The 16,859-nt window shown below is 49.2% G+C and carries 14 protein-coding genes; 6 read left to right on the top strand and 8 right to left on the bottom strand.

Annotated features, from left to right (window positions below):
• Positions 1–52: 52 nt before the first annotated feature.
• The gene (locus ACYVBJ_RS27565) at positions 53–2,527 is read right to left on the bottom strand and encodes a glutaminase family protein (RefSeq protein WP_460985514.1); all 2,475 of its coding nucleotides are present in this window, start codon (positions 2,525–2,527) and stop codon (positions 53–55) included.
• Between the two features lie 460 nt (positions 2,528–2,987).
• Here ACYVBJ_RS27565 and ACYVBJ_RS27560 point away from each other — a divergent pair, with 460 nt between their 5' ends.
• On the top strand, positions 2,988–3,446 hold the full coding sequence (locus ACYVBJ_RS27560; protein ID WP_460985513.1) for a GNAT family N-acetyltransferase: 459 nt from the start codon (positions 2,988–2,990) through the stop codon (positions 3,444–3,446).
• Complete coding sequence (locus ACYVBJ_RS27555; protein ID WP_460985512.1) at positions 3,446–4,366, top strand: serine hydrolase; 921 nt, start codon at positions 3,446–3,448, stop codon at positions 4,364–4,366. The genes ACYVBJ_RS27560 and ACYVBJ_RS27555 overlap by 1 nt, the downstream gene beginning before the upstream one ends.
• Positions 4,367–4,441: 75 nt before the next feature.
• Here ACYVBJ_RS27555 and atpH read toward each other — a convergent pair whose 3' ends face one another.
• The 6 genes from atpH to ACYVBJ_RS27525 all read right to left on the bottom strand — a co-directional run bounded on the left by atpH (position 4,442) and on the right by ACYVBJ_RS27525 (position 7,859).
• The gene (gene atpH / locus ACYVBJ_RS27550; protein ID WP_460985511.1) at positions 4,442–4,981 is read right to left on the bottom strand and encodes an ATP synthase F1 subunit delta; all 540 of its coding nucleotides are present in this window, start codon (positions 4,979–4,981) and stop codon (positions 4,442–4,444) included.
• A gap of 6 nt (positions 4,982–4,987) precedes the next feature.
• A complete protein-coding gene (gene atpF, locus ACYVBJ_RS27545; protein WP_460985510.1) occupies positions 4,988–5,482 on the bottom strand; it encodes a F0F1 ATP synthase subunit B in 495 nt (164 codons plus the stop codon).
• A 200-nt stretch (positions 5,483–5,682) separates the two neighbouring features.
• Positions 5,683–5,931, bottom strand: a complete 249-nt coding sequence (atpE, locus tag ACYVBJ_RS27540; RefSeq protein ID WP_394355941.1) for an ATP synthase F0 subunit C — start codon at positions 5,929–5,931, stop codon at positions 5,683–5,685.
• 125 nt (positions 5,932–6,056) lie between these two features.
• Positions 6,057–7,151, bottom strand: a complete 1,095-nt coding sequence (gene atpB / locus ACYVBJ_RS27535; protein WP_460985509.1) for a F0F1 ATP synthase subunit A — start codon at positions 7,149–7,151, stop codon at positions 6,057–6,059.
• An 18-nt stretch (positions 7,152–7,169) separates the two neighbouring features.
• The gene (locus tag ACYVBJ_RS27530) at positions 7,170–7,532 is read right to left on the bottom strand and encodes a hypothetical protein (RefSeq protein ID WP_460985508.1); all 363 of its coding nucleotides are present in this window, start codon (positions 7,530–7,532) and stop codon (positions 7,170–7,172) included.
• A 51-nt stretch (positions 7,533–7,583) separates the two neighbouring features.
• Positions 7,584–7,859 (bottom strand): AtpZ/AtpI family protein, encoded by a 276-nt coding sequence (locus ACYVBJ_RS27525; protein ID WP_460985507.1) that lies wholly within the window; start codon positions 7,857–7,859, stop codon positions 7,584–7,586.
• Between the two features lie 116 nt (positions 7,860–7,975).
• Here ACYVBJ_RS27525 and porW point away from each other — a divergent pair, with 116 nt between their 5' ends.
• The 4 genes from porW to uvrC all read left to right on the top strand — a co-directional run bounded on the left by porW (position 7,976) and on the right by uvrC (position 15,711).
• On the top strand, positions 7,976–10,228 hold the full coding sequence (porW, locus tag ACYVBJ_RS27520; protein ID WP_460985506.1) for a type IX secretion system periplasmic lipoprotein PorW/SprE: 2,253 nt from the start codon (positions 7,976–7,978) through the stop codon (positions 10,226–10,228).
• Positions 10,229–10,328: 100 nt separating this feature from the next.
• Positions 10,329–12,686, top strand: a complete 2,358-nt coding sequence (locus ACYVBJ_RS27515) for a penicillin-binding protein 1A (protein ID WP_460985505.1) — start codon at positions 10,329–10,331, stop codon at positions 12,684–12,686.
• Positions 12,687–12,736: 50 nt separating this feature from the next.
• Entirely contained in the window at positions 12,737–13,882 is a 1,146-nt protein-coding gene (locus tag ACYVBJ_RS27510) for a glycerate kinase (protein ID WP_460985504.1), read from the top strand.
• Between the two features lie 20 nt (positions 13,883–13,902).
• Positions 13,903–15,711 (top strand): excinuclease ABC subunit UvrC, encoded by a 1,809-nt coding sequence (uvrC, locus tag ACYVBJ_RS27505; RefSeq protein ID WP_460985503.1) that lies wholly within the window; start codon positions 13,903–13,905, stop codon positions 15,709–15,711.
• Positions 15,712–15,786: 75 nt separating this feature from the next.
• On the opposite strand, the gene ACYVBJ_RS27500 is transcribed toward uvrC, so the two are convergent.
• Positions 15,787–16,842 (bottom strand): gliding motility protein GldN, encoded by a 1,056-nt coding sequence (locus ACYVBJ_RS27500; RefSeq protein WP_460985502.1) that lies wholly within the window; start codon positions 16,840–16,842, stop codon positions 15,787–15,789.
• Between the last annotated feature and the right edge of the window lie 17 nt (positions 16,843–16,859).

The raw sequence follows: 16,859 nt of genomic DNA, 5'->3' as shown, positions 1-16,859 counted from the left end.
AGAAAGGGCATGTACATTACGTACACGCCCTTTCTATTGGACGCTTTCTACGTTATTTATGCATTTTTTTCTGAAGCATTTTTATAAAATAGCCGCCGACCACTGACCGAGCCTGAAAACCAACTTTTGTACCATCCGTCGTCTCGTGCCAATCGTTGAGGGGCACGCGGTCGGGGCTTTCGTTGGCAAACTTCAGTACGGGTGCGATTAAGGCCTCGAATTCTTCCTGCCCATCAGCCAGTGTGGCCGTCCAGATGATCCAGTCGGACTTCGTATACGTTTTCCGACTGTCAAGGGGCAATCCAAATGATTGCTGTTTGGTGAGGTAATACGCTATTTCTTTCTGCGCAACCTCTTTCGGGAAAATGTCTAAACCGAGTAGTTTATCCCAAACCAGGTTATACTTCTGGCTCCAGGTGCCTGGGTTCTCGAATGTCAGGAAATAATGATCGCCCGTTCCGTCGCTAGCCAGTTTCATCCACTTACGAGCCAGATCGCGAGCCAGATCAGTGTACTCCTGCTCGCGAGCGTTATCGCCCATTCGCCCCGCCAGATACCCGTAACTAGCAATTCCCATGATGGCTTTAACGGACAGGTTCGCATTTCGGGCAATGTGCCCTGCAAAGTCATCCGTACAGAGCTGATTCGTTGGATCAAATCCATTCTGGATCAGGTAATCAGTCCATGTCGTTAAAGTTTGCCAATGCTTTCGGGCGTAGTTCGGGTTTCCTTCTACGGCCGCAATGGCCGCCGTCAGGATGAGCATATTTCCACACTCTTCTACGGGCATATCCTCGCCATAGGTTTGCCCGTTGGCCAGTGGATACGTACCGACATCGTGGGCAGCAAAGGGCTTAGTCCATCGTCCACTTTCAGAATACTGAAAAATCGGCTCCATCATGCCCTTCAGCAGCAGGGGGTTGTAAAGCAAAAACAAGGGGGCCGATGGATACGTAACGTCGACGGTACCAATAGAACCATTCGAGAAATTTTCTTTCGAGAAAAAGAACGCTTCGCCCTGTGGTCCTGCCACTAGTTTATGAGCCGCGATGGCCTGCCGATACGCCAGTACGCATAAATTGGCGTAGGTCGGCCCACCTGCCCGAAGCGCATCGGAATACAGTTGCTCGTCGAATGTATTGCATTGCGTTTTTAATTGACTATAGTCAGCTGCCGCATCCAACAGAGCCTGCTCAATCGTTGCGTTGTTATACCGACGCCACCAGGCGTTCAGCGGCTGTCCAAAATACTCAACGGACTTAACATCATCGTAACCCAGTAACAGGTACCGCTCAGTCCCTTTCGCGTCTACAGGCCCGAGCGCCATACTCGTTGCTAATACCGGAGTACTGTCGTTTACCAGACGGGGCATTCGCTCATGCATATCGGTAACGCGACCTTCCCGCTCAAACTGGTTCAACGAGCTAGCCAATGTCCCGATTCGGCGACTGGTACCCGGTTCAACAGCGGAGGCAACGTAAAAGTGGCCCCAGTCAATGCGGACATCGTCCCCCTTCTGACCTAACACTTTCTGCTCGACGGTACCAACCCGCATATAATCCAGTTTAGATCCTTTAGGCTGGCCTACCCGACCTCGTTTCCAGGTCACAAGCTGGTTAGGCGTATTTACAGCCAGCTCGGCAGAAGCATCAGTATACAGTTGCACATCATGCGTCTTACCATCTGTCGACCGAACACGATACGTTACGTACTGCACGGGCCGCGATAGGACATCCAGATTATTCATCAGCAGCGGAGCCATGAACGTAACGGTTAGCTCAACACCGGCGGCCGTGAAAACAAACTCGGATTGGGTAGCCGTCATGCGCCGACTCGTTTGCGTAGCGGCTTTGTAGTTCAGCAGGCGCTCTTCCAGCAGCTCTATATCGACAAAACCCGGTCCGGCAAAGTTCTGACTATGAAAGGCGATTACGTTTTTACCAGGACGTAACACCTCCGATGCCTTACGATTCGTGGGCATTAAGCGGTATTCGGATGTGACTCCGCTCGCTTTCGTAATGCGCTGACCATTGATAAACAACTCGTAATTGTCGTTCTGGATCGCATTAACCAGGAGCGGCCCGTCGGGTACTTTGTCAAGTACGATCGTCCGACGGATATATATGTCTGAGGTTGTCCACTTCGTATGGTCTATATCCCGACTACCAAACGACCCTTGCCCAACGGCCCAATGGCTATCGTCAAATTCGGCGCTTGCCCAATCGCCTGAAGCAGGTGTATCTGTTACGTAGCGAGCTTGATAAGCCTGTTTTTGGGCAGAAGGTACGATGGTTTCGCCTGCGAAAGAGGGATTACCCATAAATCGGAAGGTTTTCCCATCGACGCGAATCAGACCGTTAAGCTGCTGGGGCTGCCCCGTCCAGTGCCGGGTGGGTCCGCCGTTGAGCTGTTCTCCAAATGACCAAATACTTGTGTAGGGGTCAATTGTCAGCAACGGTATTGCTGGCGGGTTAAGAGTGGATTTGTTCGCATTACGTGATTGCGCAAATCCGGAGAGTGCGTTCATGCTAAGAACAAAAATTACGGTTAGATACGTATTAGTAAAGGTAATACAACATATATACCAATTGCATCTATAGAACATATTTTAGAAGTATTTTTATACGACAAGCTACGGATTTATTTTGTGTGTGCAGAATAGGGTGAGTTGCACTGACAAAAACACTATATATTACCTGCTGTGTGATAGGCCTATGGCTAACTGACTTATAGCTCAAGGGCTCATGCTAAAGATAAATTAATAACAGTTGTCGCTTGTAAATGCAATTAACCGTATTCTGCTTTAAAAATATTAAATCAACAATGACGTCTGACGCTTTACGAATGACGTCTGACGCTTTACGAATGACGTCTGACGCTTTACGAGTGATTGGAAATAGTTTAGCCATACGGAAAGAGAGTAGAACCAAACTAATGTCGATCTTAGCTACTTCGTAATCACCTCAAATGTAAGCTTATCATCTAACGTGTCTACCCAATCTACTCTTAACACGCTTATAATCCGGGCTGCACGCTGGCAGGATGCATCCGTCATTTACACGTTTCTGTGCGAATTGGAAGAAATGACGCTGGATCTGACCAGGTTCCGAGCGATTTTTCGCCACAACCTAACAAACCCATCAGTTCATTATCTGGTGGCGGAGCAAGCTGGAGAAGTGATTGCTTTTGTGAGTTGCCACGTTCAATATCTTTTGCATCACTGTGGCAAAGTAGGCGAAATTCAGGAATGCTTTGTCAAAGAAGAATACCGCAACCAGAAAATAGGGCGTCAACTTCTGACTGCTCTCGACGCGCTGGCCCATCAGGAAGGCTTTGTTAACCTTGAGGTTACCACCAATCAGAAGCGTCAGGATACCGTTCGCTTTTATGAACAGGCGTTGTTCAATCAAACTCATTTTAAACTAGTCAAGCCCATTCAATACTGATGCGTTTTACGTTTCTCTGCCTTTTCGTTTTAGCAAACTTTGCCTTGGCACTCGGCCAGTCGACCGTTTCTCGCCGAACCGATGCAACTCTGGACCGCAAATTACGAGCTGCAATAACCGGCTTCAGGGGCGACGTCGGCATTTATGTGCATAATCTCAAGACCGGACGTACTGTGGCTATTAACGCTGATACGCTCTTTCCAACGGCAAGTACGATCAAGATTCCAATTCAGTGTGGCCTGTTCGACAAAATTCATCAGGGGGCTCTGAAGTACGGCCAGGAACTAGTTTATAAGGATTCGCTGCATTACGACGACGGCATTGTCGGATCGTTGAAGGACGGGGCCAAAATTCCGCTTAGCGAGGTAGTTATGCTCATGGAAACTGTGAGCGATAACACCGGCAGCTTATGGTGTCAGGCGCTGGCAGGCGGGGGAATTACGATAAACCAATGGCTTGACGCGAATGGGTTTCACCAGACCCGCGTTAACTCCCGCACGCCGGGTCGTGAAACGAATCGCAAGCAATACGGATGGGGCCAGACAACTCCCCGTGAAATGGCTGAACTGTTAACCTATATTCGCCAGGGCCGTGCTGTAAGTCCTGACGCCAGTGAGGAAATGTACCGTAATCTAGGACGGCAATACTGGGATAATGATGGGTTAGCACAAATACCGCCTGCTATAAAAACAGCCTGCAAAAATGGAGCCGTAAATCAGGCTCGTTCGGAAGTGGTACTCGTTCACGCGCCACACGGCGAATATGTGTACTGCGTAATGACAAAAAATCAACAGGACGAAAGTTGGGAGCGCTCGAACGAAGGCTTTGCTTTATTACGTAACGTAGCGGCTATTCTGTGGCAGCATTTTGAGCCAAGATCAACCTGGAAACCAGCGGCCGGTTATGAGAAGTGGTGGTAAGCACTTCAAGCCTCCCGCAAAGTAAAAGCGCACCAACTTTGCAGTCCGTGCGCTTTTGCTTTATAACGAGTATGCTTAGTTAAGAAACTGCAGGCGAAGCTCGTTCAACTGATTGCGGATAGACCCATCAATCTGCCGATCACCGACCCGAAGTACGTAGCCTCCAATCAGTTTTTGATCAATTTTTTCTTCCAGTTCAACCAGTTTTCCCCCGGTCGTCTGCATAACAATCGCCCTGAATTTTTCGCGCAACGCATCACTCAACGGAACGGTCGTAATCACAGTTGCCCGTTCAACGCCTTTCAAGCGATCATATTGATTGATGAATTCATCAGCAATAGCATCCATGATGCCCTCACGATTTTTCTTGGCGATGATTTGGAAGAATGCCATCGTCACCGGATTGACCCGGTTAGAGAAGACAGCCTTAATCACCGCGCTTTTCTTTTCGGCCCGAACGATGGGGTTCTTCAGCATCAACATCAGCGGCCGACTCTGCGCCACTGTGTTTTTGAAGAACAGCATGTCTTTGTACATCGTCTCCGTGATGCCCTGCTCCTGGGCCAAATCCAAAAGCGATTTAGCGTATCGGGCTGCAACTGTAGCAACGGCCATAGCGGGTTAGTTTAAACGTGAGTTAGCGACCAGATCCGTTACCAGTTTCTCCTGAGCAGCCTTATCGGCCAGTTCTTTACGCAGAACTTTCTCAGCAATATCGAGCGAAAGAGTAACAACTTCTTTCTTCATCTGCATAACCAGGGCCTGACGTTCGTTTTGCATGGATTCACGCGCCTGCTCCAGCATACGCTGGCCTTCAGCGGCCGCTTTTTCGCGGGAATCAGCCACCATCTTATCGGCGGTTTCTTTAGCTCCGCGCAGAATCGCTTCGCGCTCACTGCGAGCCTGGGCCAGCAGTTTTTCGTTATCAGCTTTCAGAGCCGTCATTTCAGCGCGGGTCTTTTCAGCAAGGTCAAGGGCGCTCTGAATGTTGTTCTCACGCTCATTTAAGCTTTCGGTAATGGGTTTCCAGGCGAAGGTGCGGAGAATCAGAAACAGACCGAGGAATACGATTGCCTGCCAGAACAATAAACCAAGATCGGGAGTAAGCAGATCCATTGTAAATGTATGATTTGTGATTTCGGATTTTTCTAAGTGAGGTTCATGAAACTGTCATAAACCGCGTCAATCTTTTGTTAGGAAACGTTCGCTTGTCGGCAACCCCAAACAAGCGAACGTTTTCTGGAAATTAGCGGAGCAGGGATGCCAGTTCCTAATGAACCAGCCTACTCAAAATCAGTTACTGCTGGCCAGCTAAATTAGGCCGTTGCAACCAGCAGACAAATAACAGCTGCGAACAGAGCCACGGCCTCGATCAGAGCCGCGATGATCAGCATGGCGGTTTGGATACGACCAGCCGCTTCTGGCTGACGAGCAATACCTTCCATAGCACTGCCACCAATCCGACCAATACCTAAACCAGCACCGATAGCTGCTAAACCAGCGCCAACAGCAGCACCCATTACCGATACACTACCAGTAGCCTCCAACAGCAGAGCAAACAACATTGCGAACATGAGATTCAAACAGATTTATTAGTGAAACAACAAAAGATTGCAACGTAAAGGACCAGTTTTCAACAGATACCAGTCAAACACCCGGTATCTCTAAACTGATCGGCTGATCTACTTAATTACCCCAGTTCAGAGGTTGTTTCGTAGCCGATTCCATGATCAGCCTCATGGTGGTCTTCAACTGCACTGCCAATGTACATGGCCGTCAGCAAGGTGAAGATGAACGCCTGAAGGAAAGCTACCAGCAATTCGATCAGGTTTAAGAACAACGTAAAGAACAACACAACTGGACTGATGGCGATACTTGTGGTTGTACCACCTAATGCATTAGCCATAAAGATCAGCCCCAGTAAGCTCAGAATGATAATGTGACCGGCTGTGATATTGGCGAACAACCGGACCATCAGCGAGATCGGTTTCATGAACACACCTACGATCTCAACGGGAATCATAATCGGTAACACGAACCAGGGAACACCCGTTGGCTTGATGATGTGCATCCAATAGTGCTTGTTGCCGCTGAACGTAACGATAAGGAACGTAATAACGGCCAGTACCAGCGTAACGGCAATGTTACCCGTCAGGTTAGCGGCTCCAGGCAGTAGTCCCAGCAGGTTGTTGACCAGGATAAAGAAAAACAAGGTAAGCAGATACGGCAGGTATCGGCCGTATTTAGGACCGATGCTCGGCTTGGCAATCTCGTCACGCACAAACAGAATAATCGGCTCAAGGAATGACTGTAGCCCTTTGGGAGCTTTCCCTTTGTTTTTTGCGTAGCTACGGCTAACCGCTGGAAATATTGAAAGCAGAATGATGGCGCTCAATAGCAACGACGCCACATTCTTTGTGATCGAGAAGTTGTAGAACTTGGCTTCATGATCCTCCTTACCAGCTTCATCTACCCGGTGGATTTTGCCGTGTTCCTGCTTGTAGCCGTTGTAAACCTGCTCATGAGCCAGCCGCGACGACGAAAAGACTTCAAGGCCGCGATCCTGCGAATACAAAATTACAGAAAGAGGAATCGTAACACCGTGGGCTAGCTCCCAGCCGTGTTCATCCTTAATGTGGTGCATGATCATCTCCCCCACATTAAAGCCTTCTTTCTTCTCGGGCGCTTCGCCCTCATGCCCATGCTCCTGGGCCAATCCTAATGACAATGAGCCCATTACGAGCGCTAAAGCCAAAATAAATTTATTAATAATCGAACGCATCATCTGACGTTACTGATCGTTTTACGAATTTTGGCGCAATTTACGAGTAAGCCCCCACATCTCAAAGCCCGTGTAGAATATATACAGAACAAGAAAATCCAAAACGAAGGTCCGGCGCTGGTCAATGCCCTGAAATAAAAAGAAGCCGACAAAGACCAGACCCAGTACGAGCCGGGCAATGGTCGCTGCCAGCGCCAGGGGCACAAAACGTTCGCGATTGCCCTGTAAACCAGTTCCGATCAACCGATGCGTCAGAAACGAGATCGTGGCAAAAAACAATAAAAGCACTTTCCATTGGGGATGTAACCAGGGCGTTACCGTATACCGTTCGGCTATAAAAAATACAATCGCCAGAGCGATCGTAAACAGAATCATTCGAAGCATAAAAGCAAGGCGGAACGCCTGGTTCGATTTTTGTACTGAGTCCTTTTACAATCAGCCTTTTCGGGTAAGCTGGCGAATGAAGAGATACAACGACGCGCCAATGGCAGTGAGTGACAGGATAATCGTCCAGATTGGCCGACGGTTCTGCTGCCATTCGTCTAATTTCAGGCCGACGTACACGCCTAATCCAATCGTACCCAGCATCTGAAACGCGATACCGCTGTATTGAGCAAACGACGTTGTTTTTTCGGTTACCTGTTTCAGCGGCCTGTCTCCGGTCGGTTTTTCCGGACGGTTACTAGGTGAAGAATCGGGGTTGTTTTCCATAGAATTAGGAGAGTCAGTAAAATATACAAGGCAAAATTCGTTAATTTGGCCTAACGTTCTATATAACTGCCTCGGCCCGGAACGTTTTAATACGAGTGAACACGTGTGCAATTAGAATGTCCCGTTATTTCCGTTACTGCCCGTTTTGTTTCCTAGCGGTCTTTGCTGCACTGACCAGCGGGCTGGTTTCGTGTTCGCAATACAGCACCAGGCCCATCAGCAAAGGGTATCATAATCTTACCGCCCACTTCAACGCCTACATCATTGCCCGTGACCAGGTTGAAGGGGCCGAGCAGGTTCTGTTTACAACGAGACAGGAAAATTATAACCAATTACTGCCTATACTGTTGCCGGTAGATTCCCTGCTTGCTCAACCGGTTAAACCTCAACTGGACGATGCCATAAAAAAAGCATCGCTTATTCCCGAACGACACCAGAACAGCAAATGGCTCGACAACGCGTACAACCTGATTGGTAAAGCCCGTTTGCTGAAGCAGGATCTGCCCAATGCCATCGAAGTGTTTAAGTACGTAAACACAAAAGGCACGGATGACCATGATAAACATACAGCCCTGGTGGGTCTGATGCGTGCGTATGTGGAAGCGAGCGACTACACCAATGCCCTGAACGTAGCGGAGTACCTACGTACCCAGCCGCTCAACAAAGCGAATACCCGCGATTATTACCTGACGAAAGCGTATCTGCACGAGCGGAAAGGTGAGTACGTAGTGGCCGTTGGTATCCTGGAAGCGACCTTTCCGTTGCTGAAAAAAGGCGAAACTACAGCCCGCCTGCATCTTATTGCCGGTCAGCTTTACGACCTGATCGGTCAGCCGACAAAAGCAGTAGACCAGTATCGGCAAGTATTGAAATCGAATCCTACGTACGATCAGACGTTCTACGCTAACCTGTTTGCGATTCAGAGCAACGGCCTCACCGGCGACCAGAAACGGATCGCTCAGTCGGCGGAGACGTTCGAAAACCTGCTGAACGACCGGAAGAATGTTGACTTAAAAGATAAGGTATATTTCACGATGGGTCTGCTCGAAGCCCGCAGCGGACGTACTGACAAAGCCATCGAATACTATAGTCAGTCGATTCGGGCGGCTGGTTCAAATACAACCCAGGTTCCGTATACGTATCTGGAAATTGGTCGGCTGTATTTCGAGAAGAAAACCGATTACGCCAAGGCAAAAGTCTATTACGACAGCGCGCTGGCCTTACTGCCTCAGCAATCACCCGAATACGCGTCGCTGCTGACCCGAAAAAAAACGCTGGATGAGTTTGTCAACTACAAAACGACCATCCGTACCGACGACAGTTTGCTCACACTGGCCCAGATGAATCCGGCTGCGCTCGATAAAGCCCTCGACAAAGTTATTGAACAGCGTGAAAAAGAAGACAAAGCTCAGGCAGCTCTGGCTCAACAGATTGTTGAACGGGCATCCAATGGTAATTTCAACGCCATGGCTGGGGCCACAAACTCGAACCTGGCGCCCAATGAACGCTGGGTGTTATACAACCCAACGGCCCTAAGCCAGGGACGTCAGGAGTTTACGGTTCGCTGGGGGAATCGGCCGCTGGAGGATAATTGGCGACGTAGCAACAAAGAAGCGTCCGATGCTGTAGCAAACGTAAACAGTCCGCTTAATGGTGGATCCGCAGCGAATAGCATTAATCCAAACGCTCCATTACTGCCACAGGGACCCGTAAACGCTGTTCCTGGAACCAATGGGCCAGCTGACAATCGAAAGACGCAGAAAGACGCGCTGCTGGCCAAAATTCCGTTCTCCAAAGAAGAGCAGGCACGAGCTAACCAACGTATCGAAAATGCGCTGTACAAGTTAGGCAAGCTGTACAAGTTTCAGCTAAATCAACCAGCCGATGCGATTCCGACGTTTGAGCAGCTCCTGACCCGGTACCCGGCTACGCTCCAGAAACCTGAAGTCTATTACCTCCTGCACCTCTCGAACGAACAGTTGGGTAAAACGTCGAACTGGAAGGAGAAACTACTGGCTGAATACCCCAATACATCGTACGCCCGGTTAACAGGCCGTACCGCCACCCAAAGCAGCAATAGCGAAGCGCAGGCTCAGAAACTTTATGCCGAGATTTATGAACTGTACAAAGCCAACAATACGACGGAAGCACTAGCCAGAGCTGAAACGGCGCTGAGTACGCTGGCTGGTACGCAACTGGAAGACAAACTAGCGCTTCTACGGGTTATTTTAGTGGGTAAAGTACAGGGAGCAGACCCCTATCGACAGGCCCTGAACGAATTTGTGCGCGATTATCCAGCCAGTCAATTGCTGCCCCGCGTAAAAGAAATGCAGGCCTTAGCCGATCAGCAAACGGCAAAAAGAAAATAAGTATATTGTTTTAATGCATAGTTTGCCGTTCGAACGAGCGCAAACTGACTATCCGTATCGGACCTGTAAAACTTGCGACGGAAAAACGTAAATCTATAGAATGCTTCAACTCGCTCCCGGTACCTACCGGACTACTATTCGAAGGCTCTGGCGGTACTCCCTGTTAGGTGTTATTTTATTGATACTGTATATTCTGGCTGTCAGTTACAATTTCCTGTGGCTTTTCGGTGGGATGCCTAGTTTGAAAGCACTCGAAAATCCGAAGAGTGAAGAAGCATCGGAAGTGTACACCGCCGACAATCAGCTCCTGGGGAAATACTACGTCGAAAACCGTACTCCGATTGAAATCTCGCAGGTATCGCCGAATGTTATTTCGGCCCTGTTAGCCACCGAAGATGCCCGCTTCGCCAAGCACTCTGGTATTGATCCACGCTCGCTTTTCCGGGCGGTAAGCGGCTTTGTTACGTTCCGCGACGCATCGAGTTCGGGTGGTGGCAGTACGCTGACTCAACAGACCGCCAAAAACCTGTTCGATACCCGGCAGGAAGAACTGCGTGGCGTTTTGGGAAACATACCCATTATCGGTCTCATCATCGCCAAGACCAAAGAGTGGATTCTGGCCGTCCGCCTGGAACGGAATTACACCAAACAAGAGGTCATGATGATGTACCTCAACACGGTTTCTTTCGGTAACAATACGTATGGCATTAAAACGGCGGCAAAGACGTATTTTGGGAAAGAGCCGTGGAATCTGAATGTCGAAGAAGCAGCTATGCTGGTGGGTTTGCTTAAAAACCCCACCTTGTATAACCCCCGCCTATTCGAAAACCGCACCCGGGAGCGTCGGAACGTAGTCCTGAGCCAGATGCGGAAATACAAATTCCTGACCGACGAACAGTATTACACCTACAAGCTTAAGCCGCTGAAGCTTGACTTCAGCGTCGAGAACCAGAACACGGGAATGGCTGCTTATTTCCGGTCGGTTATCAGTGGCGACATCAAACGCTGGATTAAAGCTTATAACGAAGAGAACCCAGGAGCTGAGTTAGACCTGTACACGAGTGGATTAAAGATTTATACAACTATTGATTCGCGTATGCAGGCCTACGCCGAAGAGGCCGTGATGACTAATATGCGCGATCAGCAGAAAAAGTTTTATGAACACTGGCGCGGTCGGAATCCCTGGGTACAAAAAGACTCACGCTCGAAAAAATACGTCGAAATTCCCGGCTTTATCGAAACAGTGGCGCGTCGAACCACTCGCTACAAACAGCTGAAGGCGGCTTACGGCGACGACGTAAAGACGATCTGGCAGGAAATGCGGAAGCCTACCAAAATGAAAGTTTTCGTGTATGGCGGTCGACGCAATGAGAAAGATACAACCATGAGTCCGCTGGACTCGATCAAGTATTATAAACGCCTGCTCAACACAGGATTCATGTCAATGGACCCTCGGTATGGGCATGTGAAAGCCTGGGTAGGTGGCGTTAGTTTCAAGCACATGAAGTTCGACCACGTCCGCCAGAGCCGACGCCAGCCAGGATCAACCTTCAAGCCGTTTGTGTACCTAACTGCCATGGATCAGGGATTTGTAACACCCTGTAGTCATCTGGTCGATCGCCCCACTGTATTTGCGCATGGCGAAGACAACAACGGAGGACCGCCCTGGATGCCCAAGAACTCGACAGGCCGCTATAGCGGTCGTAGTTTATCGTTACGTGAAGCATTGGGGCAGTCGATCAATACCGTCAGTGCGCAGCTTATCAAAAAAACGCGGGCGGCAGCCGTCATTAAATACGCCCACGAGATGGGTATCGAAAGCAAAGATCTCCCGGAAAATCCAACGCTATGCCTGGGTACCGGCGATGTTTCCGTGTACGAGATGGTGGCGGCTTACTGCGCGTTTGCCAATGGCGGCATCCGGGTACGTCCCATGATGATTCTACGTATTACCGATAAGAATGGTAACGTACTGAAGGTCTTTACGCCGGATGCGAATCAGGTGATTAGTGCAAACCGAGCCTACGAAATGCTGCACCTGATGCGGGGAGCCGTAGAAGAACCGAATGGTACGGCACAGCGTTTGCGGACGCAATACAAACTCATGGAAGGTGGGAATGAAATCGCGGCTAAGACCGGAACAACCTCTAATTATTCGGATGCCTGGTTCATGGGCATGACTCAGCATCTGGTATCAGGCTTATGGGTAGGTGGCGACGACCGGCCGATTCACTTCCGTACCATCGAGTTAGGGCAAGGTGGCCGTTTAGCCATGCCAGCCTGGGCTATGTATATGCAAAAAGTATATAAAGACCCGACGCTAACCCAATACCGGCCGGAGCCATTCCGGAAGCCCAATAATTTCAAGATCGATTGCGGTGGTTACCACATCGATTCCTCACAACGGTACATTCCGCCTAAGGTTGTTGCGGAAGATGAAGAGGAAATACTGCAATAGATACGTATGCCTGCCGATTCACTCATTAGCTCGACATCAACACGCCAGCTATGCGCATCCTGCTTGCTCCCGATAAATTTCGTGGTTCGCTCACGGCTCAGGCGGTAGCTCAGGCAATGGAAGAAGGCGTTCGGCTCGCCGATGCAAGCGCCGAAGTCGCTCTGGTTCCCTTAGCCGACGGCGGTGAAGGAACCGCCGAAATTCTGACGAAGGCTACTGACGGAAGCTGGCATACGGTCATGGTCAACGATCCGATTGGCCGATCAATCGAAGCAGGTTTTGGCATATCGGCTGATGGCAAAACGGCTTTTATTGAAATGGCCTTAGCCTCTGGCCTGCAACTTCTTGAAGCAACCGAACGAAATCCGCTGCTGACCAGTACGTATGGAACGGGCCAGCTCATTCGCCATGCCTTGGCGATTGGTGTTGAACATATAGTGCTGGGCATTGGCGGCAGTGCTACAACCGACGCCGGTATTGGTATGGCGGCCGCCCTCGGATGGAGGTTTTTAGCTGAAAACGGGTTTGAATTACCTCCGAACGGAGCGTCGTTATCAAAAATTCGTCAGATTCTTCCTCCGGCCTCCCCTGCCCAACAGCCTTTCTCTGCATCAGTAGCCTGCGACGTAACGGCTCCTTTATTCGGCCCTAGTGGAGCCGCTTATGTATATGGTCCTCAAAAAGGGGCAACGCCGGAGATGGTTGAAGAACTGGATTCAGGGCTTCAGCAATTTGCCCATGTAATCAATGAGCAGTTCGGGGTCGACGTAGCAACGATTCCGGGATCGGGTGCCGCGGGCGGATTAGGCGCTGGCGCTTTATTTTTCCTGAACGCAGCCCTTCGACCTGGCGTCGACGTAGTATTAGAAGCGGTTTGCTTCGACCAAAGGGCAGCCCATGCTGATCTTATCTTAACGGGCGAAGGTAAGCTCGATCAGCAGACGTTACAGGGTAAGCTGTTGAAAGGCGTTACGGATCGTTCAGCTGCAGCGGGCGTCCCAGTAGTGGCTTTATGCGGTACGCTTGAACTGACGCCAGAAGAGATCGACTCGCTGGGGCTTACCGCTGCATTTTCTGTGCTGAATCGCCCTGAACGGCTTAACGAAGCGGTACTTACTGCTTACAGTGACGTACGGCAGGCAACCTTTAACGTATGTCGCTTGTTTCTTTCATACCTCAGCGCCGACAAGAAATGAGGTGATCAACCGTCGACACTATGCCCGAATTTGATTACAGAAAGGAGTTAGCTAAAGTCCCTCATGAACCGGGGGTATATCGCTATTTTGATGCGTCGGGTGAAGTAATTTACGTAGGAAAGGCGAAAGATTTAAAGAATCGCGTTAGCAGCTATTTTACCAACTCGAAACAACACGATCGTAAAACGTTACGTCTGGTCAGTCAGATCCGTAAGATTGAGTTTACGATTGTTAACACGGAGTTCGATGCGCTGTTGCTGGAAAATCAGCTGATCAAGCGCTACCAGCCCAAGTTCAATATTCTTCTGCGGGATGACAAAACGTATCCATTCGTTTGTGTCACCAATGAGCATTTTCCCCGTGTAATCACAACCCGGCGAATTGATCGCAAATTGGGTACCTTCTACGGCCCATTTGCGAATCTAAAGCCAATGTATACGGTGCTCGATATGTTCAGCCAGCTGTTTACTATCCGCACCTGTAACTATAATCTTGCCCCGGAAAATATCGAAGCTGGTAAGTATAAGGTGTGTCTGGAATACCATATCGGTAATTGCAAAGGCCCCTGCGAAGGCAAACAGGCCGAAGCGGATTACGATAAAGATATTGAGCAGGTTCATCACATCCTGAAGGGCAATTTAAAACCAGCGCAAGAGTATTTTAAGAACCGGATGGTCCAGGCGGCTGGCGATCTGGCGTTCGAACAGGCCCAGCAACACAAAGAGAAACTGGATGTACTACAGCGTTTTCAAAGCAAGTCGACTGTAGTAAATCCGAAAATCGCCGATGCAGATGTGTTCACGATTGCTTCCGATGAATCCTGCGCCTACATCAACTTCATGAAGGTTGTCAATGGCACGATTGTTCAAACGCATACCGTTGAGGTTAAAAAGAAATTAGATGAAACTGACCCCGACCTGCTCGCGATGATGATCATCGAATTCCGCGAACAGTACGGTAGTCAGGCGAAGGAAATCATCTCGAACATAACGCTCGATGTTGACCTGAACGCCGAGGTGACCGTTCCGCAAATTGGCGATAAGAAAAAGCTGCTGGACATGTCGCTCAAGAACGTACTGTATTTTCGACGTGAACGCCAGGAGCGTGCCACTGCCGAAGCGACCGCTAACGCCAGCAAGAAAGATCGGGTTCTGCTTCGGCTGAAGCAGGATCTGCAGCTTAAAACAGTTCCAAACCGAATCGAGTGTTTCGATAACTCAAATATTCAGGGCACAAATCCAGTTTCGGCAATGGTCTGCTTTATAGGTGGTAAGCCGGCCAATAAAGAATATCGGCACTTCTCTATAAAGACGGTTATCGGCCCCAACGATTTCGCCAGTATGCACGAAGTCGTTACGCGCCGTTATACGCGCGTGCTGGAAGAAGAAACAGGCCTACCGGACCTGATTGTGATTGATGGTGGCAAAGGACAACTTAGCGCTGCCTGTGATGCTCTAAAGGCATTGGACCTATACGGAAAAGTGCCCATTATCGGTATCGCCAAACGACTCGAAGAAATTTACTTTCCTGAAGATAACTTACCCTTATACATCGATAAGAAGTCGGAATCGCTGAAATTGATTCAGCGTATTCGGGACGAAGCTCACCGCTTTGCCATTACGTACCATCGCGACAAACGGAGCCGTAATAGCCTGATCAGCGAGTTGGAAAACGTAGAAGGCATAGGAAAGAAAACGGCCGCAAAACTGTTGAAACACTTCAAAGGCGTCAAAAAAATCAGAGAAGCGTCATTTGATGAGGTAGCCGAAGTCGTGGGTAAAGATCGAGCTAATAAGCTCAAAATTTACTTTGAAACAATTGAGCAATAAGTGTAACGTGACATTAGTTTTCTCTAGAAACAGAAAAGGAGCCATCAGGCTCCTTTTCTGTTATAAATAGATGGCTTAATACTCCCACAGGCTGTGTTCGGTTTCCATCAGTTCGTATTCCGTTTGATACGACTTCAGCAAGCCTTCGCGATCGCCGTACATACCAATCAAATCGGTATCGTTTGGATTTGCCACTTTCGTGATGCGACCGTAAAACAACCGTAGATCAAACGCATCAGCCAGATTTTTGTGCTGAGCCTGGTTCTGTGGGTTATACCAGATAAACTTTTTCGGATCGCTCCGGAACAGTTTGTCTAAGTCCTTGTACTTGAACGTGGCGAGCGGTACTTCCAGACCTGCTGCGTTCTTGTCCGATGGTAGATAAATCGTTACCGTTTGAATATCGTAATACAACCGCGAACGTTTCCGGTCGAAGATCCAGTCTTCCTTGATCTCCATTACGTTGAATTCCTTCGCAAAGTATTCATCTCCGGCCGGAACAGTCGAAGCAACCTGAGCCGTAGTATCTACTTTAGGCTGTTCGATAACAGGAGCTTTCGCGCCTTTTTTGCCCTTAGCGTTTTTAGCCGTTGTTTTCTTTTTAGCAGGTGCTCCCCAGCCATCATCAGCGGGTTGTGTAGCAGCCGCTTTAGGCGCTCCCCAGCCATCATCAGCCGGCTTCTTTGCAGCAGGCTTTTTAGGATCTGGCTTGGTTGGATTCCCCCAACCATCTGATGAGGTGCTTCCTGCGGCTTCATTTCCAAAACCAGCCGCAATTTCTTCGGCAGACAGTTGAGGAGCAGAGTTGGGCACTAGCAACCGTTCCTGGAATTTTTGCGGATTTAGTTTTGTCGCTACCGAATCATTCGCGTAAGCATCAATCAAACCCGCTTTAGCGGCTTCGATCAAATACTTAGAGATTTCGTTGTTTTTTGAGAACATCGACTGATTCTGTTTCTCCCTTAGGTCGATCCGACGCCAAAGGGTTTTCTTCATCATGATGTCGTTCTCATTGATAGCACGAACTGACAGATCATTGGTGCCAGTGCTCGCTTTCTCCTGTGCTATCGCTCCACTACTGGCTACTGCTAACAGAGTAGCAGCTACTGCCATCGTTCTTACTTGTTTCATTTGCTGACCTAGTTTGT

This window comes from Spirosoma fluminis, assembly GCF_054778895.1.
Note: the sequence above shows the minus strand (reverse complement) of the source record. Positions and strands in the feature narration are given on the sequence as shown.

Bases quoted from the DNA above. Each gene is read 5' to 3' on its own strand.
- atpH (WP_460985511.1), bottom strand. From the start codon at position 4,981: ATGGCCGTTGCTACAGTTGCAGCCCGATACGCTAAATCGCTTTTGGAT.
- ACYVBJ_RS27565 (WP_460985514.1), bottom strand. From the start codon at position 2,527: ATGAACGCACTCTCCGGATTTGCGCAATCACGTAATGCGAACAAATCC.
- ACYVBJ_RS27555 (WP_460985512.1), top strand. From the start codon at position 3,446: ATGCGTTTTACGTTTCTCTGCCTTTTCGTTTTAGCAAACTTTGCCTTG.
- ACYVBJ_RS27510 (WP_460985504.1), top strand. From the start codon at position 12,737: ATGCGCATCCTGCTTGCTCCCGATAAATTTCGTGGTTCGCTCACGGCT.
- ACYVBJ_RS27500 (WP_460985502.1), bottom strand. From the start codon at position 16,842: ATGAAACAAGTAAGAACGATGGCAGTAGCTGCTACTCTGTTAGCAGTA.
- ACYVBJ_RS27530 (WP_460985508.1), bottom strand. From the start codon at position 7,532: ATGCTTCGAATGATTCTGTTTACGATCGCTCTGGCGATTGTATTTTTT.
- uvrC (WP_460985503.1), top strand. From the start codon at position 13,903: ATGCCCGAATTTGATTACAGAAAGGAGTTAGCTAAAGTCCCTCATGAA.
- atpF (WP_460985510.1), bottom strand. From the start codon at position 5,482: ATGGATCTGCTTACTCCCGATCTTGGTTTATTGTTCTGGCAGGCAATC.
- atpB (WP_460985509.1), bottom strand. From the start codon at position 7,151: ATGATGCGTTCGATTATTAATAAATTTATTTTGGCTTTAGCGCTCGTA.
- atpE (WP_394355941.1), bottom strand. From the start codon at position 5,931: ATGTTGTTTGCTCTGCTGTTGGAGGCTACTGGTAGTGTATCGGTAATG.
- porW (WP_460985506.1), top strand. From the start codon at position 7,976: ATGTCCCGTTATTTCCGTTACTGCCCGTTTTGTTTCCTAGCGGTCTTT.
- ACYVBJ_RS27515 (WP_460985505.1), top strand. From the start codon at position 10,329: ATGCTTCAACTCGCTCCCGGTACCTACCGGACTACTATTCGAAGGCTC.
- ACYVBJ_RS27525 (WP_460985507.1), bottom strand. From the start codon at position 7,859: ATGGAAAACAACCCCGATTCTTCACCTAGTAACCGTCCGGAAAAACCG.